The sequence below is a fragment of the Moraxella bovis genome (genome assembly GCF_025985205.1).
GTDB lineage: Bacteria > Pseudomonadota > Gammaproteobacteria > Pseudomonadales > Moraxellaceae > Moraxella > Moraxella bovis.
Genome location: NZ_CP087840.1, coordinates 2,504,221 through 2,526,371, shown reverse-complemented (window position 1 = coordinate 2,526,371; position 22,151 = coordinate 2,504,221). Strand labels below are relative to the sequence as shown.

The window sequence follows — 22,151 nt, the reverse complement described above, 5'->3', positions numbered from 1 at the left end:
ATGGGCAGGCATAGCTCGCCACGAACGGTTTTCTTTGTAGCATACTTTTTGAACCAAAGCCTGAAATTTTAATGGTGCGTGATACGCACCTTACTTAAACACTCATTTTATGGCAATTTTAAAAACCCTTTGGTTTCTTATTACCCCAAACCATATTAACACAAAAAAGCCCGTCATCACAACGGACTTTTTTAAGTTTATTAACCTTCAAACTTTTTAACCACCAACGCCGAATTTGTCCCACCAAAACCAAAACTATTGCTCATGACGGTGTTAATCTCGGTTTGGCGTGTGGTCTCAACGATGTCAAAAGGCTTGGCTTTTTCGTCCATGTCGGTGATATTAATACTCGGGGCGATAAAGTCGTTATTCATCATCAGCACGCAATAAATCAGCTCTTGCACGCCCACTGCTCCTAAGCTATGCCCTGTCATGGATTTGGTTGAGCTAATGGGTGGAGTTTTGTCCGCACCGCCAAACACGTCTGCAATGGCGTGTAGTTCCGTGATGTCGCCAAGCGGTGTTGATGTGCCGTGCGAATTGACATAATCCACCGTGTCAAGCCCTGCCTGCGATAGGGCGATTTGCATACAGCGAGTTGCCCCTTCTCCGCTTGGGGCGACCATTTCCGCTCCGTCTGATGTTGCCCCATAGCCTACGATTTCCGCTAGGATTGTCGCTCCACGAGCCTGTGCGTGCTCTAAGCTCTCCACAACCACCATACCGCCACCACCTGCGATGACAAAGCCGTCTCGAGTGCTATCATAAGGGCGACTTGCGGTTGTGGGGGTGTCGTTGTAGCTCGTACTCATTGCCCCCATGGCATCAAACATACACGACTGTGTCCAATGCTCACTCTCCCCGCCCCCTGCGATGACCATGTCCGCCTTGCCAAGCTGGATAAGCTCCATGGCATGACCGATACAGTGGCTAGACGTGGCACAAGCGGACGACAACGAATAGCTAATGCCCTTAATCTTTAACCCTGTGGCAAGCGTGGCGGACACCGTGCTACTCATGATTTTTGGTACTGCCATGGCTCCCACGCCACGCAGTCCCTTGGCTTTCATGTTATCCACTGAGCCTACCACATCTGCCGTGCTTGCTCCGCCTGAGCCCGCCACCACCGCCACACGCACGTTATCCGCCACATCATCAAGGGTGAGACCTGCGTTATCTATGGCAGACAAGGCGGACACATAGGCGTATAGGCTAGCATCCGACATAAAGCGTTTTAATTTGCGGTCAATGCCTGATACGTCAAGTGTGCTTTGGTCAATCGAGCCTGACACGCACGATTTGAAGCCATTATCGGCATAGCTTTGGTTAAAGATAATGCCTGATTTGCCGTTTTTTAGGCTGTCGGTAACGGTAGCTAAGTCATTGCCGATATTTGAGACAATGCCCATGCCTGTGATGACGACTCTTTTCATAAATATTTTCCAGAAAGTTTACAAATGTAATGATGATATTGTAACAAATTATGAACTAAAAAGGTAAAATTTTCAATCAAATTTATCGTGCCATACAAAAGAGCATAGGTAGTAGTCCAAAAAGTATGCTGAACTAGGTTTTCCGTTCGTCCTGAGCCTGCCTGCGGGTAGGAAAACCGTTATGGGCAGGCATAGCTCGCCACGAACGGTTTTCTTTGTAGCATACTTTTTGAACCAAAGCCAGAGCATAAAAAGCACATAAAAAACGGCGACCGCAGCCACCGTTTTATTGTCAATAAATATAACTAAAAAGGCATGTCATCGTCTGCCACGCCACTGGCTGATGGCGGGGTTACCGCTTTGGGGGCGGGTTTGTCACCCATGAATGGATTGTCTCCATTTTGAGCGGGGGCGTTATTGTCTTGACCGCCTTGATTGGCGTGCTGTGGGGCTTGACCGAAGCCTTGATTGGGGTTGTTATTTTGGTAGCTTGGGGTATTTTGCCCAAAACCATTTTGGGACTGGTTATTAAAGCCGTTTTGATAGCCGCCTTGTTGCGGTGCACTGCCACCAAAGCCATTATTGCCCTGATAACCGCCATGCTGACCGCCCCCGTTACCCCATTGGTTATTTTGTTGGTTGTTGTAGCCACCGCCAAAGTTGCGGTTGTTGTAGCCCTGATTGCCCTGCCAGTCGCCACCGCCATTGTTGTCACGTCTGTCAAGCATTTGCATTTGATTGGCTCGTACTTCGGTGCTATAACGCTCGATGCCTTGTTGGTCGGTGTATTTCCTAGTGTGCAGACTGCCTTCGATATACACGAGTGACCCTTTGCGTAGGTACTGGGCGGCAATCTCGCCTAGGCGGTTAAATAGGCTGATACGGTGCCATTCGGTCTGCTCTTTTTGCTCGCCTGTGTTTTTGTCTGTCCAGCGGTCAGAAGTCGCCACGTTAATACTGGTCAGGCTACCGCCATTTTGGAATTGACGTACTTCTGGGTCTTGACCTAAGCGACCAACGATAATTACTTTATTAATACTTGCCATGATGGTTACTCAACTTTTGATGTTTAAAAATAATGATTTGATTCAATAAATTTGTTTTAAATAAACGGTTAAATTCACATATTTAGCGTGACGATATTTTCACTAAATGGGTTTACTTTTTCGGTTTGTCTTTTGGCATGCCGTCGCTTTTATTTGTGCATTGTATTGCCATTATCTTAATTAAAATAAGTCAGAATAAGATATCCTGACTTATCTATTTGCAGTCAAGGTAGGGCGTATTGAACATTGATAACATTTTATAAAAATGAGATAAAACTTATTGTTTTGTTAATTTTTGCATGAAAAATGGCTAAATCTTGTTTTTCATCGTCAAAATCCTTGTTGATATTTCAATATCAACTGCCGACTTTTCCTTGAAAAACGTGCGATTTTTCTCATTTTTCATTGCAAATACCAAAGGCAGGCACGCCCTAATAATCTCTTATCTTGTTTTACTGCTTAGTTTACTTTGTAGTCTTCTAGTTTTTTGCCTTTGGCTAGGGCTTCTTCTAACCAACCTGGCTTACGACCACGACCTGCCCAAACGTTTTTTGGGTTTTGTGGGTCACGGTAAGCAACAGATGCTTCTTTTTGAGCCTTTTTGCCTACTTTTAGAATCTCATCGATGGTGGTGCCGTTTTCTTTGGCGATTTGTTTAAATTGCAAGTAAGCATCTTTTAGACCTTGGGCTTGCTTTTGTTTGATTTTGGCTTGGGCATCTTTGGTAAGTGCTTCTAGCTGTTCTACGCTAAGTGCGTCAATATTTACATTAGACATGGTATTTCCTCTTTAAAATAACCGTGAGAATAATCAAAGGTAAATCCATCAATGTGCATACATCAATACATCCGATGATTATTGGTGGTGCCAGTTGGGATATTTTAGGTTTATTAAAAATAAATTTAAAATATCGCTATTTAAAAAGATAAAAACGCTGATTTTTATCGTATGATTATATTAACACATTTTATTTTAAAAATACAAATCATTTATTCGCCTTTTTGGGGTTTTTTAACACTTTTTTATCAGTTTTGACAAATTGGGCATGATCGATATTATCAATGACCGCCTTATCAAGACTGTGGTATTCATTAAGTAAAGACGTGGAATGATAAGGCACTAAGGCAGACGGCACAACCGATTTGGCGGCGTCAATATGCTTAATAGAATCATCAAAAAAGATATGCGGAGCAAATGTTTTTAATACCCTTGTTTTTTCAATACCGCCCAAGAAAAACGCCAAATCCACATCCACACCCCATTCCCTTAATGTCTTAATGGCACGCATGTCGGCAGGGGCATTACGAGCGGTCACAAGGGCGATACGAATCGGATTGTGGGTGCTGTCTAGGGTGTCGTGGGGCAGGCTCTTTTGTAGGGCGGAGAGCTTGATTAAAAAGTCGGCATAAGGACCTTTGTCGATGGGCAAATCCGCCATGCTCTCTTCGCGATGATGAAAGGCTTGTAGCCCCTCTTGTTTGAACACCAGCTCGCCTGAGTCGTCAAACAGCACCGCATCCCCATCAAAGGCAATGCGAAGCTGTTCGGTGTCCAGCTCCAATATCTCCACAGGCGTGGCATCCAACACCGCACAGGCACACAGGCGAGCATCGGTGACGGCTTGAGCATCATCGATGTTGGTCGTCAAAAACAAATCCACATCAAAGTCATCAATATAATCCGCCACACTCGCCCCCGAGATGAATGCCGAGCGAGTAATACCCAAACCATGCGTGCGTATGGCGTTTAGCACTTGTATGCCTAGGTCGGGGGTGGATTTTGAGACGATGACGACTTCGATAAAAGGCGACTCATCGTGGTAGTCTTTGGGCGGTTGGTATTTGTTTAGGTTTAGCAGGGCTTCGATGAGTGGGTAGCCTGTCCCTTTTTGTAATGGCTCGTTTTCGACCGATTTCATGTAGTCGCTAAACCGAGCAGATGCGGTAGCTTTGTCTTCTGCCAAAAAGCGTTTTAACATCTCATCATGCTCTTTTAGGTCAAATAATGCCGTCGCTGAGATTGCTACGATGAGTGTGTTTGAAAAATTAACCGCCATGATAAAGTCCTAGTTTTAAATAAATGTAAGGCGTGGTTTTAAAATTTATTTATGATGATTAAATGGTTATTAACAGGGATATAAAAATCGGTGGGTAAATTTTGCCTTTGTTAATGTGGTTAATTTGGTTTTTGTGGATTTTAAATATGAAAAATCTTACCAAAACATCATTTATCTATCATGTTTATCTATCATGCCCAATCTTAATCCATCAAAACAACCATTTTAAATAACAACAACAAAGCACTCACGCCAAAAGCAAAAACCCATCCACAGGACAGGCTTTTTACCAAATCATCTTTATGGCAAAATAAAATAACTGCAAACAGCAAACCAGCGACAAACCCCAAATCACCGAGCGAAATGTCGCCAGATTCATGGCATATGCCACGCCATAGATAAGGCGTAACACGACATAAAGCCACGCCATGCCATTCACCACGTTTTGGGGGACAAAACAGTACATGGCGACCAGCACCGCCCCGATAAAGATAGGCAGACTCTCAAAACTGTTGGCTTGCACGGCATTTAGGCGAGCCGATAGCCCTGTGGTCTGTGCTAGGAACGCTCGTGGGTTTTGATTGTCGCTTTTAAAGTTAAATCCGCCAGCCATCTTTGCCAAAAACGCAAAGACAAAGGGCAACACGCAAGCGACCATGAGCGCCACAATCGCATAATGAGTGCCGTTCGGCACGTGCAAAATCCAGTTCATGCTTATGCCGTCGCCACTATTTCAAAATCATGGGTGATGTTCACCCCGCCATCGGCGAGCATTTTTGATGCTGAGCAGTATTTATCTGCTGACAGTTCAATGGCTTTGGCGACCTGCGATTCTTTGATGTTCTCGCCTGCGACGATAAAATGCAGATGAATGTCCGTAAATACCGCAGGCACGCTGTCGGCACGGCAGGCGGAGACTTCACAGCGAACATCGCTAATGGCTTGGCGGGATTTTTTTAAAATGCTTACCACATCATAACTGGCACAACCGCCCAGCCCCATTAGGATAAGCTCCATCGGTCTTGCCCCAAGCTCTTGGGCTGAGTCAATGATGACTTTATGTCCCGAACCGCTCACGATCTCAAAATTAATCGCTTCGTTATTTAGCCATGTTACACTGGCACTCATGTCGCTCATGGGATTACCTTTTTTGATAAATTTTAATAAACATAATTAGGGCGTGCCTGCCCTTTATAACACAATTTAACATTTAGAAATTTTATAAAAATAAAATAATGTTTTTGCATGAAAATGGCTAAATCTTGTTTTTCTTCGTCAAAAACTTGTCTGATAGAATAACTATCAACCTCAAGTTTTTTCCTTGAAAAACGTGCGATTTTTCTCATTTTTCATTGCAAATACAAAAGGCAGGCACGCCCTAAACATAATGGGTATTGTAGCACAAAATGACAAGGCGGTAAATTTTTGAGCGTTAAAGGTTGGGTTTGGTTTTTGTGTATTTTGACGATATTTTGACAACGTCCGCAATCACAAAGAGGGTAATTTGCCAACAAAAACGCCCAAAATCGGCATTTATTGCCATTGTTTACCATTTGCAACATTTTTAAGCAAAATAATGTTACACTTTTTGGCAAAAATTTGGTTTAATAGACAGCAATAATTTGCCAAAATTTTGGCGTTCTTTAAATTTATTACATTAAGGTTAGTCATGATTGATTCAGACGGCTTTCGAGCCAATGTCGGTATCATCTTGGCAAATACAGAAGGGCAAGTGCTTTGGACAAAACGAATCGGACACGACAGCTGGCAATTTCCACAAGGTGGGATTGACAAGGGTGAAACACCGTTTGATGCGATGTACCGTGAATTGTATGAAGAAGTGGGTTTGTGTCCGTACCACGTGGAAGTGCTGGGGGTAACACATGATTGGCTTCGTTACCGTCTGCCTAAGCGTTATGTGCGACTGGGGCAAGAGCCACTCTGTATCGGGCAAAAACAAAAATGGTTTTTGCTACGCTTGGATGAAAAAAACACCGACTTTATCCGCTTTGACACCGCAACTCCTGAGTTTGACGAATGGGCGTGGGTGAGTTACTGGTATCCTTTGGGGCAGGTTGTGCCGTTTAAACGGGGCGTGTACCAAAAGGCATTGTTAGAACTTGCCGAGCGGTTGCCCCTAAAAAAAGGGCTAAGGCTTTGATAAAGCTGTGATATAAGTTAAGTCACAAAAACAAGTCATGATGGTCATGGCTTGTTTTTTATGCAAAAAACAAAAAACCTGCACAAGGGCAGGCTTTTGGGTGTGTTTGACATTATAAATGCTTGTTTAGCAATTCAACAAACTCTGATTTAGGACGGCTACCAACCACAGTATCGACTTTCTCGCCATTTTTGAACACGAACAAAGTCGGAATGCTACGAATGCCAAAGCGTGCTGATGTCTCTGGGTTGTCGTCCACATTGACTTTGACGATTTGGAATTTGTCGCCATATTCTGCATCTAGGTCTTCTAGGACAGGGGCAATGGCTTTACAAGGACCGCACCACGCTGCCCAAAAATCCACGAGAACGGGCTTGTCGGCTTGTAGTACGTCTTGGTCGAAGCTTGCATCGGTGGTGTTAATAATGCTCATGAGTATTACCTTTATAAATAAGTGAATGCGTGTATAATGGGGGTGCCTTGATGACTTTCAAGTGTGTGATGATAAGTCCTATTAATCGGTGGATTAGGGCGAATCAAATCATCACAATATCCCCAAAACTTCATGCTATAATAACAAACTTTTTGCCAGATGATGATTAAATTTACAAAAATCATCAATTCGCCCCATTAATCCAAATCATTAAACGACCCCAAACCCATGACCGACCGCCACGACCGCCTATCCGATGACAAAATCGCCCTAATGAACGCCCAAGAGTGCGAATATGATGATGAATTTTTTAAAAATTTTATCCACTCAATCACCGTCTATGAAGACGATGATATTTGGGTGGGGGATAAGCCAGCTGGACTTCTTAGTGTGGACGGACGCACGTTAAAGGTCAGTTTGCAATCACGGTTATTAAAGGTTTACCCCAATATCAAACTCATTCACCGCCTTGACATGGATACATCAGGACTCATTATTTTTGCCAAAAATGAGCACAGCCAAAGCCACATCGCCAAGCAGTTCATCGACCGTATGGTGAGCAAAGAATATCAAGCGGTGGTGTTTGGCACGATAGAGCAAGTGGACAAAAAAGGCGTGATTGACGTGCCTGTCCGCTACGAACCCACCACCAAACCCCGTCATATCGTGGATATGGATTGGAATAAACGAGCCTTGACGCATTATGAAGTCATGCACCACGAGCTACGAACCGACAAGGCAGGCAAGTCCCATGCCGTAACCCGCCTGGCTCTGCGTCCCATCACAGGCAGAAGTCATCAGCTACGAGTCCACTGCGTACATATCGGTCATGTAATGATTGGCGACCCGATTTATGCTGAGGGCGTGGCATTGTCATTATCTAACCGACTAAACCTGCACGCCCACAAACTAAGGCTTAAACACCCTGTGCATGGGGCTTGGCTGGATTGGGAAAGTGAAGTGCCGTTTTGATGACCATTAAACACTTTAAATGTTTAAACACTCAAATTTTTTATCTTGCTTTGTTGTGGCAACATCATTGCCACTTGTGGGGTTTTGCAAACAAATATGGGTGCTTTCTATCAGACTGCCTGTTAGGGTGGGGGCAAATACATTATTTAATGGCGTGCCATTGATATGATGATTGGCGATAGTGATAAGATTGTCTAGGGATTTTATCCTAACTGCATAATGACGATAATCAGGCGGGGCGATATTGGCAAGCGTGCTACCGATATAATTAGTATAATCAATCTTTGGCGGTGTCAATTCGTCATCAAACCGCTTAGCGATTTCTGGGGCAGATAAATTGGCGTGGTCAATGCCTTGTTGATAAAAATTGGCAACTTGATTTAAAGTTTTATTTTTATTATAAAGCAATGTCATTTTTAATTTTTCAAACACACCATAATCCAATCTTTCAAGATTTTCAAAAGTTTCATAATTCATCATAAACTCTGCCGTCCATGCGTGATTTAAACTTAATTCATCAGCAGTTAAAGGTGGTATGATGTCGGTGGTCAAATCAGGGTTTTGACTTTTAAACAAAGTCATGGCTTGAAGCTGATTGATGATAAGATTGGCATAAATCATTTTTTCTATCAATGTATTAGCATTTGCCAAATGCTGTCTTAATAACGTCAATTCTTGTGATAATGCCGTCATGGATTGTTTGGGGCCATTATTTAAATGATGAATCAGATGAACTCTTTGCCCATAAATCAATACCCGATAATCGGGTATTTGTACATCTACTCTCATGCTATTTTTAATAAGAGCAGGTGGATTTGTTAAAAATGTCAAATACCGCTCATGAATGATAGGATGAGGCGAAATATCAGTATCACTTTTGGCTAAACTTTTAAAACAATCATGGGCGTTGTCATTATCAGACGTGATTTTACAAAATATGTCATCATCTGTTTTTATTTGCTTGGATAATCCATTAAGGTTATGTTTTTGATTTAATTGGTGGATATTTTCATCTAAATTACCAGATTGATTTAATACAAGCCCCAACTCATCATGATACGCCTTACCCGCCTGTAACGGCTCATCACTCGCCCCAATGCCCAAAAGATAATAATAACTGTCTTTTTGGGCGGTCGTGGCAGTATTTTGGCGGTCGTGATAGTTTTGGATAAGCGTGTCGGCATTTTGGTTTAGCGGTACATCACTACACGCTGATAGCAAAAGACAGGATAAGATGAATAATTTTTTCATAATGGTTTTTGAGTATATAGATTAAACGCCACGCACCGAATAATTGCCAATTAAACGGTACGTCATTATTTTAATATTTTAGCAATCAACCCCGAACGAACTCACTTACCTGCTTACACAAAATCCCCCAAAGCCGACTTTGTGCTGAGTGGCTTGCCCATGCGTTGTGGGGCGTGATAATCACTCGTGGGTGGTTGTGTAGTACCAACAGTGGCTCATCGGCAGGGGGTGGCTCTTGGGCGAATACGTCTGTGGCATAGCCTGCAATCTGCCCACGCTCAATCCCACGCACAACCGCCCCACTATCCACGACCGCCCCACGAGCGACATTGATGATGAGTGGGGTTTTGCTCATTTTGCTAATTGTTTTATCATTGATTAAGTGGTGCGTGTCGTCTGTTAATGGGCAGTGCAGACTAATCACGTCCGAGCCTGCCAGCACATCATCAAAGGTGGTGTAGCTGTCGTCTCTTGGTGGTTTGCCTGTCCGTTCGGCATATAGTACATTCATGCCAAAAGCGGTGGCGATTTGTCCAACCTTTTGTCCGATTGCCCCTTTGCCGACAATGCCCAGCGTCCGCCCTGCCAAATCAAAAATGGGCGTATCAAGCAAACAAAACCGTCCGTCCGCTTGCCATGTGCCGTCCGTGGCTTGTCTGTGGTAATGCACCCCTGCACGCATGGCGGTGAGCATCAGCATAAAAGTGTGTTCAGGCACGCTGTCCACCGAGTAGCCTGCGACATTTTTGACGGCAATGCCACGCTCATCACAAGCGGTCATATCCACGTTGTTCATGCCTGTGGCGGTGAGCTGGATAAGTTTGAGATTGGGCAAGCGGTCAATGACGGCACGGTTTAAGATAACTTTGTTGGTGATGATAATGTCGGCATGAACGCACCGCTCCACGATAATATCATCGTCTTGGGGTGTGCTGTCATACACGGTATAATCGTCAATGCCGTCTGGGGCAGGCAAGGCGACATTGTCCGAGAAGGTGGCACGGTCTAAAAATACGGCTTTCATAACTTATCCTAAAAATAAAAAAACACGCCTAATGTATACCAGCGTGTTTTTAATGTCAATCGTTCAATGATAAATGGGTCAATCACAACAATCATCACCAAAGCAAATGTTACACTCGGGCAGTTGTTCTTGGAGCCATGCTATGTCATTGGCATTTACAGGGTTGCCCTTTAAACCAAGCCAAAGCAAGTTTTTCAAATTTGCTAATGGACGAATGTCGCTGATTTGGTTATAGCTCAGATAAGCTTCGGTAAGATTGGTTAGCTCTGACAAAGCAGAGATGTCGCTAATTTGGTTGCGTCTTAGGCTCAGCGAACGCAGTTCTGTCAAATTAGCCAATACACTGATGTCTGATATTTGGTTGTAGGACAAATCCAGCGTGTTAAAATACGCCAAGCAGCCCACTTGTTTTAGTGCAGAGATGTCACTAATCTCATTATTGTTCAGATATAAGTATGACACCAAAAACAGCTTCGCTAAGGGCGAGATGTCTTTGATGTGATTGTCGGAGAGCACTACTGTTTTTAATCTGCTAAGCTGAGAGATGGCAGAAATGTCTGTTACTTCATTATTTTCAATGTTAATTAGCTCTAATCTTGGCAGGCGAGCGAAAATAGAAATGTCTTTGATTTGGTTGTGGTTTAGGCATAGGTCGGTCACTTGTTGTAATTTGCCCAAAGGCTCGATATCACGGATTTGATTATAGCTAAGATTGATTTTCGTAAATTGGGTAAGGTTGGATAGGGCGTTGATATCACTAATGTTTTGATCGGACAAATCAAGATCAATCTGTCGAAAACGTTGGCGAGGTGATGGTGTTTCGGTTCTGATCGTCCCTGTCAGGCTTTGTGAGCTTTGATTGCTTTCTGGGTCCATGATGGGGTCGCCAAAGTCAATGGTAATCACGCCTTTGTCCTTGCGTAAAAATGGGCGATGATTGCTTGATTTGGATTCTATGACATCAAAGATATTCTCAACATCAAGCCCGCTTTCATAGCCAGTATCATAACCCTGTGGCGTAGTCGTGGAAAAGTTGTCTAATCGCATAGGTTTGCCCTTGTCATGCTAAATTTGTTTAAAGACGCATCAAATCTATGTTCTTTTTGATAATATAAACAAATTTTAAGCCATTAATAACTTCATTTATTTGTGATTGAAATTAAAAATAAATAATGAAGTGCTAAATAATATTTTATAATATATAACAAATTGGCATTTAATTAATTAAATTTATTTAACTAAATTTAATTATAAAACACTGATGTCCAAAAAAATACGTTACACAATCGTTTTGGATGACTTATATTAACAAAAATAAAATAAGATGAAAACACCTTTAAGATAAATTTTTTTGTAATACGCCAAGAATCTCACGTTAAATTTTAGTTTTATTTTAAAAATATATATTTTTACATTGGCTCTGGTTCAAAAAGTATGCTACAAAGAAAACCGTTCGTGGCGAGCTATGCCTGCCCATAACGGTTTTCCTACCCGCAGGCAGGCTCAGAGCGAACGGAAAACCTAGTTCAGGATACACCCCACAAACCCCAAATATGCTACAATACCCTAACATTCATTAAATAGAGCTTTAAATACCATGACCTACTCCTTAGACTTTCGTAAAAAAGCTTTGGCACTCATCAATGACAAAGGCATGTCTTATCGCAAGGTAGCTTCTTTACTTAATGTCTCTACTCGTACCTTACAAAACTGGCAACAAAACATACAGATTAAACCCACCAAAGAAGTAAAGCCTAGAAAGATAGATGATGAGGCATTACTCAAAGATGTAGAAGATTATCCCTACGATTATCTGTATGAGCGAGCAAGACGATTTGGTTGTACTGACATGGGCATTTACAAAGCTTTAAAAAGATTGGGCATTACTCATAAAAAAACAAAATAATACACCCGCTAGGGGGAATACGCCTTGCTTGTCATAACGCTGACGACTGGCACGAAATCCCACCAAGCCATTAAAACTGGCAGGAATGCGAATCGAGCCTGCGGTATCCGTCCCCATGGCAAGCGGGACAATGCCATGCCCGACCACCGTTGCCGACCCTGATGATGAGCCTCCTGCCACGTGGTCAGGATTGGTAACATTGGTTGGGGTGCCAAAATGGGGATTTAGCCCCAATCCTGAATAGGCAAATTCGGACAGATTGGTCTTGCCCACACAAGTCAAGCCCATATGGTGCAAGGTTGAGACAACGTGAGCGTCCTGCGTGGCAGGTGGGGCGTGCATTCTAAGCTTTGCCCCTGCGGTTGTGATGGTCTGCTTGATGTCAAACAAGTCTTTGTAGGCGATGGGTATCCCGTCAAATATGGATAAGGGATTGCCCCGTTGCCAACGGATTTTGGCGGACTGGGCTTGGGCGTAGGCAAGCTCTTTGGTTAAGCTGATGAACGCATTGGGGGCGTCATCGATATGCTCATACAGCGTGTCTAATACCTTGATGGGGCAGGTGTCGCCTGTGGCATAAGCATGGGCAAGGTCAAGGGCGGTCATGGCTGGCTGATGATGGATGAATACACAGCCAGTGTACGCTTATTTTAATGGGTAGTTAAGTTATCATTTGGTGGTAGTTTCTTACAGTTTGGTATCAGTAATGTGTACTAGGGCGTGCCTACCATTGATAACATTTTTATTGGAATTTAATAAAAAATTGATGATTTAATTAATTTTTGCATGAAAAATGGCTAAATCTTGTTTTTCATCGTCAAAAGCTCGTTTGATAGAACAGCTATCAAACTTCACTTTTTCCTTGAAAAACGGGCGATTTTTCTCATTTTTCATTGCAAATACCAACGGCAGGCACGCCCTAATATAACATTATGTTTTTACCATGTTACTCATGACCGCCCTTGTTTTATCAAAACGGCTTTACCACCACCAAAATGACCACCGCAATTAAGATAAAGACAGGGATTTCATTAAACCACCGCCAATAGACGTGGGTTTTTAGTTTGGGGTTGTCGGCAAGGCGAAGACGAAATCGTCCGCAAGCGATGTGATAGATGGTAAGTAGGATAACGAGCGTGATTTTGGCGTGTAGCCAGCCTTGGGTTTTGTAGATTTGCCAATTCATGATGATCATAGACAGCCCCAGTACCCACGTTGCCATCATCGCAGGATTCATGATGCCACGGTAGAGTTTACGCTCCATGATAGCAAACCGCTCTTGGCTAATCTTATCATCGCTCATCGCATGATAAACAAACAGCCGTGGCAAATAAAAAATCCCTGCAAACCAGCAAACCATGGCGATGATGTGAAAGGCTTTGATGTACTCAAACATAGATTTTTGGCAAAATAAAAAGTGGCATGATACCACTTTTTATCTTTAAAAGCCAATCAAAACATCAAGCGAACCCCAAGCGAACCACCCACGTCTGTATCGCTGTCTTGGTGGGTGGCGTGAACGCCTGCATGAATATTTGCCTTGCCAAGTTGCCCTTGTACGCCCAGATGAGCGGTGGTGGCGTGAGATTTGTCGGTGCTAACGCTTGTATTAAAGCCCTTCGTGTATTCACGAATGGAGGTTAAAGTGGCATTAATGGTGCGTTCATCATCGTTAAACTCATGAGCGTGAGCGATACCGCCCGTCAGAGTCAAAGCAGGGCTAATCGGATAAGCCACATCGACGCCAATCTCGCCTTGTAGGGACTTTTGTTCTTGCTCGCCAAAACGCATGGCGGTGGATAGGGTAGGCTCATTCTCTACCAAATCACGCACTTTGACTTTTTGGGCATGTACGCCGATAAGCGGACGCACGGTGGCTTTGCCCATGTCTATGCCATAGCTGGCTTGTAGCCCTGCATGAAAACGTCTGGCGGTGGTATCTGCGGTGTGCGAACGGCTTGCCTCCTCCCAGTCGATATGGCGGTGCGTATCCACGCTAAGTCGGTCGATACCTGCCACGCCTTTTAGACGGACATTGCCGATGTCATGGCGATGATACAGCCCCATGCCAATGGTTTTGACATCTGATGATAGGGTGTCATCCAGCACATAATCTTGGTTTTGGTGGCTCAGATACGCCCCTGTATGGCTTGATGAACCTGCCACGTCCAAGCCGATTTGGGTGGTGGGGTCGGTACGGTCGCTGGCATGGACGTTTGCCCAAATGCTGTGCTGTGAGCCACTAAGCCTGTCAAGCTGACGGTAAACATGACGGTCGTGGGCTGAACCTGTTTTGACAAGCTCGCCTGAGAGTTTACCCATGTGAGTAGGGGCGTCCATGATAGAACGGTAATACTGTGCCAAAATGCGGTGCGTGCGTCCCGATGGGTGAATGTCATCGGCAAAGGCGTAGGTGTCATTTGCCCCGTTTTCTATAAGATTGGCTTTGGTACATGCCAAGGAAGTAGAAGCCACATCATCCGCCCCTGTGGTACGAGCGGGCATTTGACACGCCACGCCTTGCGTGTTTTTAAAACCAAAGGCTTCTTTATTTGTGGTCGCTTCTTGGAGTAGGGCAAAGGTGTTGGCAGGGATGATGTTGGCGGTGGATTGATTTAATGCTTCAAACAGACCGCTATTATACAGACTTGAGGCGAGTTTGGCTTTGTCTTGCACGCCTGCCATGAGGCTTTCGCCATAGATGGCTCGGGGCGTGAGGCTCAAATCAGGCACATTTGGCACCAAAATGGTTGTCGCCCCTGCTTGATTGAGTGTTTCGATGTCTATCACGGTGCGAGTTACCGCACCTTTAATGGCGTTTTGGGCTTCGGCTGTTGTGGTGGCTTGAGAAGCTGAAATTAAGTCATTAGAGCCAATCCAAATGGCATACAGGGTATTAGGGTCGGCTTTGCCACCTGTGGCGGTCAAATGGTCGGTGATTTGCGTTTTGGTGGAGGGTACACTCACAAAACCATTCCAATTGACCTCCGAGCCAGAGCGAGCTCCGCCCACGGCATAGTTAGTGCCAGTGGGATTGTAGGGCGTGTTGGCACTGGCGGTTTTGCCATAACTTTGGGCAAATAAGCTTGACCATACAGGGTCGGGGTTGGTGGTAAAAGATGGCTGTAAGGTGTTGCCAAGGGTGCCATCTTTTCGGGCGACCATATCTTTTAGGCGACCTGTATCGGACAAGCTGTCCCCAAAAATGATGACTTGGCTAAACTCCTTGGCGTAAGCGGTGTGCAGGCACATCCCAACCATTAGGGCAAGTGCTGAGTATTTGGCAAAGGCGGATTTTTTCATTATTACTCTCTGAGTTGCTTTCAAAGTAAAAACACTTGTAAAGTGTAACAAGATATTACAAAAATTACAAGTGTTTTTTTGATTTATGGTTGCTTTGGTCTTTGATGGGTTATCTGCCAATGCCAATTATTTGTCAGTACCGATTTGCTTTAATTACTTATTTGGCGGTAGGTAGGGTCAGATATTTTGACGTGATTTTATTTATCTCCCCTGAGTTTTTCAGGTTAGTAATGCCTGCGTTAAGCTTATCTAGCAGTTTTTGGTCGCCTTTTTGGGTGTAGATAACAATATCTGCTGCGTTCGGAGTTTTATCATACTCTACCACGCTCATCTGATGATCGGGATAATTAAGAGCGATATATTCTAAGAAGTATTTGTCTTGCAATACCGCGTCATATTTGTCTTGAACCAAACCTTGATACAGTTGAAATACTGTATCCACGGTTTCGTGTGATGCAACAGATAACTCGTTAATGAGTTTTTCTTGCGTGGTATCTTTCATGGTTGCCACACGCAACGGTTTTAGGCTTGCGATGTCTGTTACCGCAACGTTGGGCTTATGCATGATGATGGATGGGTTTTGCAAGTAAGGATTGGTGTGATCGAATTTAGCAATACGTTCAGGTGATGGAGATAAGCCACTAATGACAACTTGATATTTACCTGCTTCTAGATTGGGAAGCATGTCAATAAATCTTTCTTTGTGTAGCTCCACCTTAAAGCCTTGGTCTTCTCCGATGGCGTGAATGATGTCCACGTCTATGCCAGTTAGGTTGCCATTTTCGTTTAAAAAAGTTAAGGGTGGTAGAACCCCTGAAGTCACAACCTTTACCACAGGGGCATCATTAGGTAGTTTGCTTGGTCTTTCGGCAGGGGCGGTGGTGGCTGTCGGATGGCTGTCGGCTGGGGCGGGTGTCTCGGCAGGCTTATCGGTGCATCCAAATAGTCCTGCACATAAGGCAAAAGAAAGCGTGATTTTTTTCATGACTTGTCCAATAAACTGATAAAAATAGATGTCTATTTTAACAAACCTTTAAGACTTTTGTAAACTTATATTTTTTTATGTTTATGATGACAAAGTAAGCATAAATTTTATTGGGCTTAAGGGTGTGTTATTGTTTTGCTATCAAGCTGATAACGGACAGCCTTGTGGCAAGTCGTCAAACTCTGCCTTGCCCGTCATGGCGTTCACGATTTTGGGCTTGGGGGTGGGTTTTTCGGCAGTTAGCCCTAGCATTGCCATAAGGCGGTCATCATTGGCTTGGGACTGATTGCCTGTGGTCAGTAGCTTATCACCATAAAAGAACGAGTTCGCCCCTGCCATAAACGCCAACGCCTGCTCACCGTCCGTCAAGCTCTCACGCCCTGCTGACAGTCGCACGTAGCTTGTCGGACAGCAAATACGAGTAACGGCAATCGTGCGTATCCACTCAATGACGGACAACCTGCCCTCTTCTAGTACCTTATCGCCCAGTGGCGTGCCTTTGATAGGGACGAGTAGATTGACAGGAATGGACTGGGGCGGTATGGGCATGGTGGTTAGCTCATGTATCCAGTCGATCCTATCATCACGGCTCTCGCCCATACCCACGATTGAGCCACTGCACACATTTATCCCTGCGTTTCGGACGTGTTCAAGCGTCTCTAGGCGGTCATCATACGAGCGAGTGCTAGTTACTTGGCTATAATAATTGCGAGAGGTGTCAAGGTTGTGATTATAATAGTCAAGCCCTGCGTCTGCCAAAGTCTGGGCTTGGTCGGGCTTTAGCATACCCAAAGTCATGCACGTCTCAAGCCCTAACGCCTTGACTTCACGGATAAGCTCCACCAAGTACGGCATATCCTTGGCTGACGGATGTTTCCATGCTGCCCCCATACAAAAGCGAGATGAGCCTGATGCTTTGGCACGCTTTGCCGATGCTAAGACCTTTTGGATTTCAAGGCGTTTTTCGGCGGTCAGACCTGTCTTATTACGATAATGTCCTGACTGCGAGCAGTAGCCACAGTCTTCAGGGCAGTTGCCCGTTTTGATGGATAATAGCGTGCTGATTTGGACTTCGTTGGCATGAAAATGCTGACGATGAACGCTTTGGGCTTGCATGAGCAAATCCATGAGTGGCAAATCAAACAGACGAGCGATGTCTTGGCGAGTGATTGACTGATGGTTTGGTGGCATGATTTTTCCCTAATCAATGAATAAGTGGTTATTTTAAAAAATAAGTGAATGATTGTAAAGAAGTTTCATGACTTTATAAATAGCACAGTCAAAAAAACGGCATTGCCTGCCGTTTATGATGATTATACCTGACCGTTTAGTACCGCTTGCACACTTTGCGACGCTTTTTTGATGTCGTGAAAGACCATGCCCAACTTGGCATCAGGACGTGCGACAACTGTCAATAACAGGTTCTCAGCCACGGCACTGACGATGACATAGCCCACTTTGCTTTGTACCATCACACGCTCACTCTCATTGCCCGATAGCGTGTCAATCATGCGTTCACTGACCGACAGCAGAGCGGCACTCATGGCACTAATCCGCTCTTCGTTCACACCCATGGGCAGGTGTGATGCCATCATCATACCATCATCAGTGATAAGTGCTGATGCCTCAATCTCGGCAGAGTCGGCGTGTAATTCATCTAAAATCTCATTAAATTTGGCGATGTCTAGCATTTATTTATATCCCACTATTTTGCATATGATATTTTAGAAACTGATATTGAGACTAAAATACAAATGCCATAATTATTAATCATTATAAAACAGATAAATTAATTTAAAAAACAAAATACGATTGTTAAATAAATTAATCTCTATCAAGTTTAGCCATTATACGCCCATAAAATGCAAATGCAAGACATTTTTTAAATAAATCCATAAAAATTTTAATGAATTTACTGTCGTGTAAGTGATTGATAAATATGAATTAAACTTTATTAAGATTTGCTAAATAATAAAAATCATTATAATAAAAAAGACAAACTGCCATAACGAACAGTTTGTCTTTACTGGGGTGGATAATCGCCCTTTTGTGGGATAAATCAGCTTTTCTTTCTGCTCGCCTTTTTCTTAGCACTCTTAACCACCTTCTCATCCCCCACTTTCTCAACCAACGCAAAATCCACTTGCAATAAATCCATATTCACGCCAGCAACCTTAATCAAAAGCTGTTCGCCAAGTTTAAAGATTGAGCCTTTCTCGCCAATCAAGGCTTGTTCACGCTCGTTGTACTCATAGTACTCGGCAGATAGGTTTGAGATGTGAATCAGTCCGTCAATGAACAAGTCATTTAGCGTAACAAACAAACCAAAACTCGTTACGGTGGTAATCGTCCCCACAAACTCATCGCCCAAATGCCTTTGCATATAGTGGCATTTTAGCCACGTTTCTACATGACGGCTTGCTTCTTCGGCACGGCGTTCGGTGGTGGAAGTTTGCTCGCCTGCATCGTCTAGGGTTTTATAAATGGCAGGCTTGGGCTTGGTGTTTGTAACTTTATCCTTAATGGCTCGGTGGAGCATGAGGTCAGAATAACGGCGAATGGGGCTGGTAAAGTGGCTATACTCATCATACGCCAAGCCAAAATGTCCGATGTTGTCAGGGCTATAGTTCGCTTGCATCATGGAGCGAATTAGCATGGCGTGAATACTCTCGGTGTCCGCCCTGCCTTCGGTTGCCTTGATGACTCGTTGATAGTCGGCATGGGTGGGCGACTCGGTCGGGAATGCCAAACCAAAGGATTTAAGATATTCGGCAAGTTTACCGCTTTTTTCATCAGAGGGTTTATCATGGTTGCGATAAAGGGCGGGCAAGTCGTGTTTTAGGGCGAAATTCGCCCCACAAGTATTGGCAAGGAGCATCATCTCTTCGATGAGCTTATGAGCATCGCCACGAGTGCGTTTTTTGATGTCCTTGATGTCGCCATCTTCGCCAAAGACGATGTAACTCTCCGCCGTCTCAAATGCCATCGCTCCTCGTTCCTCACGCTTTTTATCAAGGATTTGATACAGAGCAAAAAGCGTGTCCACCGATTTACAGACATCAGGATTTTTGACCAAATCATCAGGTAGGGTCTCATTAGTCGGGTCGTCAAAATAGGCGTTTACTTGGTTGTAAGTTAGGCGAGCCTGTGAGTGCATGACCGCAGGGTAGAACTCATAGCCTGTTACCTTGCCCACACGAGACAGCTTAATATCCGCCACCATGCACAGCCTATCGACTTTGGGGTTTAGCGAGCATAAGCCGTTGGACAGCATTTCTGGGAGCATGGGGATGACACGGTGGGGAAAATACACGCTCGTACCACGCTCGTACGCGTCCATATCAAGCGGAGATTGGGGTCTTACATAGTGGCTCACGTCCGCAATGGCAACCACGACACGGTAATTACCGCCTGCTCGTTTGCAAGCATACACTGCATCGTCAAAGTCCCTAGCATCCTCGCCATCAATGGTAATGAGTGGCAAGTCCCTTAAATCCACACGTCCTTTCATGTCCTTAGCAGTCGGCTCGCCATAGCTGTCGGCTTGCTCTATGGTGGCTTTGCTAAATTCAGACGGTATGGCGTGGTTTAGCAGGGTCGTTTCAATGATAAGTTCACGGTCATTAAGATTGGTCAAAAGCTCGCTAATCTTGCCTGTGGCGTACTCTTGATAAGTCGGCATATCAATGATAGTAACTTTCACGCTGTCGCCCACGCTCGCCCCATGATGAGCCACGTCATCATCGGTCAGCGTAATGGGCTGATGAGCATTCGCCCCTGACAGACGCACAAAGTAGCCCTCATCATCGCTGTCAATCACGCCCACAAACTCAGTGCTGGCACGGTGTAGCACGTTTTGGATGCAGGCTTCGGGCTTGCCACGAAACTCGGTCGCCACCGCTTCTACCGTATCGCCATCAAAGACCACTCGCATTTGCTTTTCGTGGATAAATAGGTCAGGCATATCGTCAAGCACGACAAAGCCAAAGCCCTTGGCATTTGCCGACACCTTGCCCGTTACGGTGGTCGGCAGAGGGGCAATGCTAAAATGAATGCCGTCCGTGCGTTCTAGTTGGTTGTCTCTTAGCATGGCTTTTAGGCGGTTGGTTAGGGCAAAAAACCGCTCCTCATCACCCAAAATCTCAAAATGCAGTCCCAAACTCTCCATCGTGGCAGGTTTGCCGTCATTGTTCATTTGGGCGACAGTTTGTAGGATAAGCAGGCGTGAGGGAATGGGATTTTGGTATTTATTGGCTTCATCGGTGGCGTTGGGGTCGTTCCACGTTGGTGTTTTTTTCATACATTTTCTCTTTATAAAAATTGGTTAAATCTTCATGTTTGAGTTATCATAACATATTTAGCCACGAAATCATGTAACTTTTATGACAGTTTTTTTAAATTTTGCCACGCCCGACATCGCCCGATCATCAGGCTATTTGTCCGACATTGCACGGGTGGAGCGTGAGCTGTTTGATGACGCTTGGGACGGCTTGGCGGTGCATTCGGTGCTGGGGCAGTTTGGGGCAGGGGTGCTTGTCGCTTGTGATGACGATGATGAATGTGATGAAATGCTTGGTTATTGTATTTATCAAATTGTCTTTGAGACGGCAGAGATTTTACGTATTGCCACAGACAGCCGTCATCAACAGCAGGGCGTGGGCGGTGGTTTGCTTAGCGATTTTATCAAATTATGCAAGGACAAAGGGGCACAGCGGATACTCTTAGAAGTGCGAGCTGACAACTTGTCCGCCATACGTCTGTATGAGCGACATGGCTTTTATCAAATAGACGTGCGAAAAGGATATTACAAGGACGAATGGGGGGCGGTGGATGCACTGATTTTAGAGAAAGATTTGGGGTAAAACCAAACCCTAATTTACGGGTTTGTACCAACCGAACTCAATTTGTGTTCGGATATGTAGGGTCGTGCTTTCCACGCCCTTTGTTGGGGTCTTTAATTGGGCGTGCTCAGCACGTCCCTACGCCACAAACAAATTTAAAACCTTATGGATTCAAACACACCTCATGAAGTGGGTAACAACCAAAATCCCCACCATCTTTACCCAATGTTTCTAAGCGTTCTTTATCCGCCAGATACCGTTCAATGGTTTGGCGTACCGTCTCAAAAGCGAGATTTTCCATGTCAATTTCATCAGGGGAGAACAGTCCGCATTCTAGGCTTTCGCTCCCTACACCAAATTGACCGTCTTTTAAATTGGCAAGATACATCGCATGAATCTGCCCCCATTGTGGCAAATCAAATAGGGTGTAGAGTTTCAGATTTTCCGCCACGCCTTCGGCTTCTTCGACCGTTTCACGTTTTGCCCCGTCCGCCATGGTCTCGCCATTTTCCATAAAGCCAGCAGGGAGCGTCCACAGTCCGTAGCGTGGCTCAATGGCTCGGCGACAAAGTAGGATTTTGCCTTGATGAACGGCAAGTACCCCACAAATCATCTTGGGATTTTCATAATGGATATAACCGCAGGACGTGCAGACTAGGCGTTGACGGGTGTCGCCGTCTGGTATGGCGTGCGTGGCGGGCTGACCGCATTGTAAGCAGTAGGACATAATGATATGATAA

General features: G+C 44.5%; 24 protein-coding genes. 4 read left to right on the top strand and 20 right to left on the bottom strand.

Features of this window, described 5'->3' with window-relative positions:
* Positions 1–200: 200 nt before the first annotated feature.
* The 7 genes from LP107_RS12855 to LP107_RS12825 form a co-directional block, all read right to left on the bottom strand.
* Positions 201–1,433, bottom strand: a complete 1,233-nt coding sequence (locus LP107_RS12855) for a beta-ketoacyl synthase N-terminal-like domain-containing protein (RefSeq protein WP_112742705.1) — start codon at positions 1,431–1,433, stop codon at positions 201–203.
* A gap of 305 nt (positions 1,434–1,738) precedes the next feature.
* A complete protein-coding gene (locus LP107_RS12850; protein WP_112742704.1) occupies positions 1,739–2,479 on the bottom strand; it encodes a single-stranded DNA-binding protein in 741 nt (246 codons plus the stop codon).
* Positions 2,480–2,938: 459 nt separating this feature from the next.
* Positions 2,939–3,256: an H-NS histone family protein gene (locus LP107_RS12845; RefSeq protein ID WP_078274423.1), complete on the bottom strand. Its 318-nt coding sequence runs from the start codon at positions 3,254–3,256 to the stop codon at positions 2,939–2,941.
* A 208-nt stretch (positions 3,257–3,464) separates the two neighbouring features.
* Positions 3,465–4,535: a 5'-nucleotidase gene (locus LP107_RS12840; RefSeq protein ID WP_078274424.1), complete on the bottom strand. Its 1,071-nt coding sequence runs from the start codon at positions 4,533–4,535 to the stop codon at positions 3,465–3,467.
* Positions 4,536–4,821: 286 nt separating this feature from the next.
* Positions 4,822–5,247, bottom strand: a complete 426-nt coding sequence (locus tag LP107_RS12835) for an MAPEG family protein (protein WP_078274425.1) — start codon at positions 5,245–5,247, stop codon at positions 4,822–4,824.
* Between the two features lie 2 nt (positions 5,248–5,249).
* Positions 5,250–5,663 carry an OsmC family protein gene (locus LP107_RS12830; protein WP_078274435.1) on the bottom strand — a complete coding sequence of 138 codons (414 nt, stop codon included), beginning with the start codon at positions 5,661–5,663 and terminating at the stop codon, positions 5,250–5,252.
* 32 nt (positions 5,664–5,695) lie between these two features.
* Entirely contained in the window at positions 5,696–5,881 is a 186-nt protein-coding gene (locus LP107_RS12825) for a hypothetical protein (RefSeq protein ID WP_181879547.1), read from the bottom strand.
* Positions 5,882–6,204: 323 nt separating this feature from the next.
* Between LP107_RS12825 and LP107_RS12820 the strand changes: the two genes are divergently transcribed.
* Entirely contained in the window at positions 6,205–6,696 is a 492-nt protein-coding gene (locus LP107_RS12820; protein WP_078274427.1) for an RNA pyrophosphohydrolase, read from the top strand.
* A 112-nt stretch (positions 6,697–6,808) separates the two neighbouring features.
* Here the strand turns inward: LP107_RS12820 and trxA are convergent, their stop codons facing one another.
* The gene (gene trxA / locus LP107_RS12815) at positions 6,809–7,135 is read right to left on the bottom strand and encodes a thioredoxin (RefSeq protein WP_208624111.1); all 327 of its coding nucleotides are present in this window, start codon (positions 7,133–7,135) and stop codon (positions 6,809–6,811) included.
* A gap of 222 nt (positions 7,136–7,357) precedes the next feature.
* On the opposite strand from trxA, the gene LP107_RS12810 reads away from it, so the two are divergent.
* Positions 7,358–8,101 (top strand): RluA family pseudouridine synthase, encoded by a 744-nt coding sequence (locus tag LP107_RS12810; RefSeq protein WP_078274429.1) that lies wholly within the window; start codon positions 7,358–7,360, stop codon positions 8,099–8,101.
* A gap of 15 nt (positions 8,102–8,116) precedes the next feature.
* On the opposite strand, the gene LP107_RS12805 is transcribed toward LP107_RS12810, so the two are convergent.
* The 3 genes from LP107_RS12805 to LP107_RS12795 all read right to left on the bottom strand — a co-directional run bounded on the left by LP107_RS12805 (position 8,117) and on the right by LP107_RS12795 (position 11,423).
* Positions 8,117–9,352, bottom strand: a complete 1,236-nt coding sequence (locus LP107_RS12805) for a hypothetical protein (RefSeq protein WP_264676068.1) — start codon at positions 9,350–9,352, stop codon at positions 8,117–8,119.
* Between the two features lie 85 nt (positions 9,353–9,437).
* A complete protein-coding gene (locus LP107_RS12800) occupies positions 9,438–10,376 on the bottom strand; it encodes a D-2-hydroxyacid dehydrogenase (protein ID WP_078274431.1) in 939 nt (312 codons plus the stop codon).
* Between the two features lie 78 nt (positions 10,377–10,454).
* The gene (locus LP107_RS12795) at positions 10,455–11,423 is read right to left on the bottom strand and encodes a leucine-rich repeat domain-containing protein (protein WP_078274432.1); all 969 of its coding nucleotides are present in this window, start codon (positions 11,421–11,423) and stop codon (positions 10,455–10,457) included.
* A gap of 550 nt (positions 11,424–11,973) precedes the next feature.
* Between LP107_RS12795 and LP107_RS12790 the strand changes: the two genes are divergently transcribed.
* On the top strand, positions 11,974–12,282 hold the full coding sequence (locus LP107_RS12790) for an IS630 transposase-related protein (RefSeq protein ID WP_112742399.1): 309 nt from the start codon (positions 11,974–11,976) through the stop codon (positions 12,280–12,282).
* On the opposite strand, the gene LP107_RS12785 is transcribed toward LP107_RS12790, so the two are convergent.
* The 8 genes from LP107_RS12785 to rnr form a co-directional block, all read right to left on the bottom strand.
* Complete coding sequence (locus tag LP107_RS12785) at positions 12,244–12,888, bottom strand: amidase family protein (protein ID WP_264676069.1); 645 nt, start codon at positions 12,886–12,888, stop codon at positions 12,244–12,246. The genes LP107_RS12790 and LP107_RS12785 overlap by 39 nt on opposite strands.
* A gap of 165 nt (positions 12,889–13,053) precedes the next feature.
* Positions 13,054–13,176: a hypothetical protein gene (locus LP107_RS12780; protein ID WP_264676070.1), complete on the bottom strand. Its 123-nt coding sequence runs from the start codon at positions 13,174–13,176 to the stop codon at positions 13,054–13,056.
* A gap of 76 nt (positions 13,177–13,252) precedes the next feature.
* On the bottom strand, positions 13,253–13,678 hold the full coding sequence (hemJ, locus tag LP107_RS12775) for a protoporphyrinogen oxidase HemJ (RefSeq protein WP_078274281.1): 426 nt from the start codon (positions 13,676–13,678) through the stop codon (positions 13,253–13,255).
* Positions 13,679–13,734: 56 nt separating this feature from the next.
* Positions 13,735–15,585 (bottom strand): autotransporter domain-containing protein, encoded by a 1,851-nt coding sequence (locus LP107_RS12770; protein ID WP_264676071.1) that lies wholly within the window; start codon positions 15,583–15,585, stop codon positions 13,735–13,737.
* Positions 15,586–15,742: 157 nt separating this feature from the next.
* On the bottom strand, positions 15,743–16,570 hold the full coding sequence (locus tag LP107_RS12765) for a substrate-binding periplasmic protein (protein ID WP_079326087.1): 828 nt from the start codon (positions 16,568–16,570) through the stop codon (positions 15,743–15,745).
* Between the two features lie 141 nt (positions 16,571–16,711).
* Positions 16,712–17,761 carry a biotin synthase BioB gene (gene bioB / locus LP107_RS12760; protein WP_112742701.1) on the bottom strand — a complete coding sequence of 350 codons (1,050 nt, stop codon included), beginning with the start codon at positions 17,759–17,761 and terminating at the stop codon, positions 16,712–16,714.
* A 122-nt stretch (positions 17,762–17,883) separates the two neighbouring features.
* Positions 17,884–18,261 (bottom strand): roadblock/LC7 domain-containing protein, encoded by a 378-nt coding sequence (locus tag LP107_RS12755; RefSeq protein ID WP_078274277.1) that lies wholly within the window; start codon positions 18,259–18,261, stop codon positions 17,884–17,886.
* A 368-nt stretch (positions 18,262–18,629) separates the two neighbouring features.
* Positions 18,630–20,870: a ribonuclease R gene (rnr, locus tag LP107_RS12750; protein ID WP_112742700.1), complete on the bottom strand. Its 2,241-nt coding sequence runs from the start codon at positions 20,868–20,870 to the stop codon at positions 18,630–18,632.
* 82 nt (positions 20,871–20,952) lie between these two features.
* Here rnr and rimI point away from each other — a divergent pair, with 82 nt between their 5' ends.
* Positions 20,953–21,432, top strand: coding sequence for a ribosomal protein S18-alanine N-acetyltransferase (gene rimI, locus LP107_RS12745; RefSeq protein ID WP_112742699.1), 480 nt, complete (start codon positions 20,953–20,955; stop codon positions 21,430–21,432).
* Between the two features lie 142 nt (positions 21,433–21,574).
* Here rimI and LP107_RS12740 read toward each other — a convergent pair whose 3' ends face one another.
* Positions 21,575–22,138: an NUDIX hydrolase gene (locus tag LP107_RS12740; protein ID WP_112742698.1), complete on the bottom strand. Its 564-nt coding sequence runs from the start codon at positions 22,136–22,138 to the stop codon at positions 21,575–21,577.
* Positions 22,139–22,151: the final 13 nt, after the last annotated feature.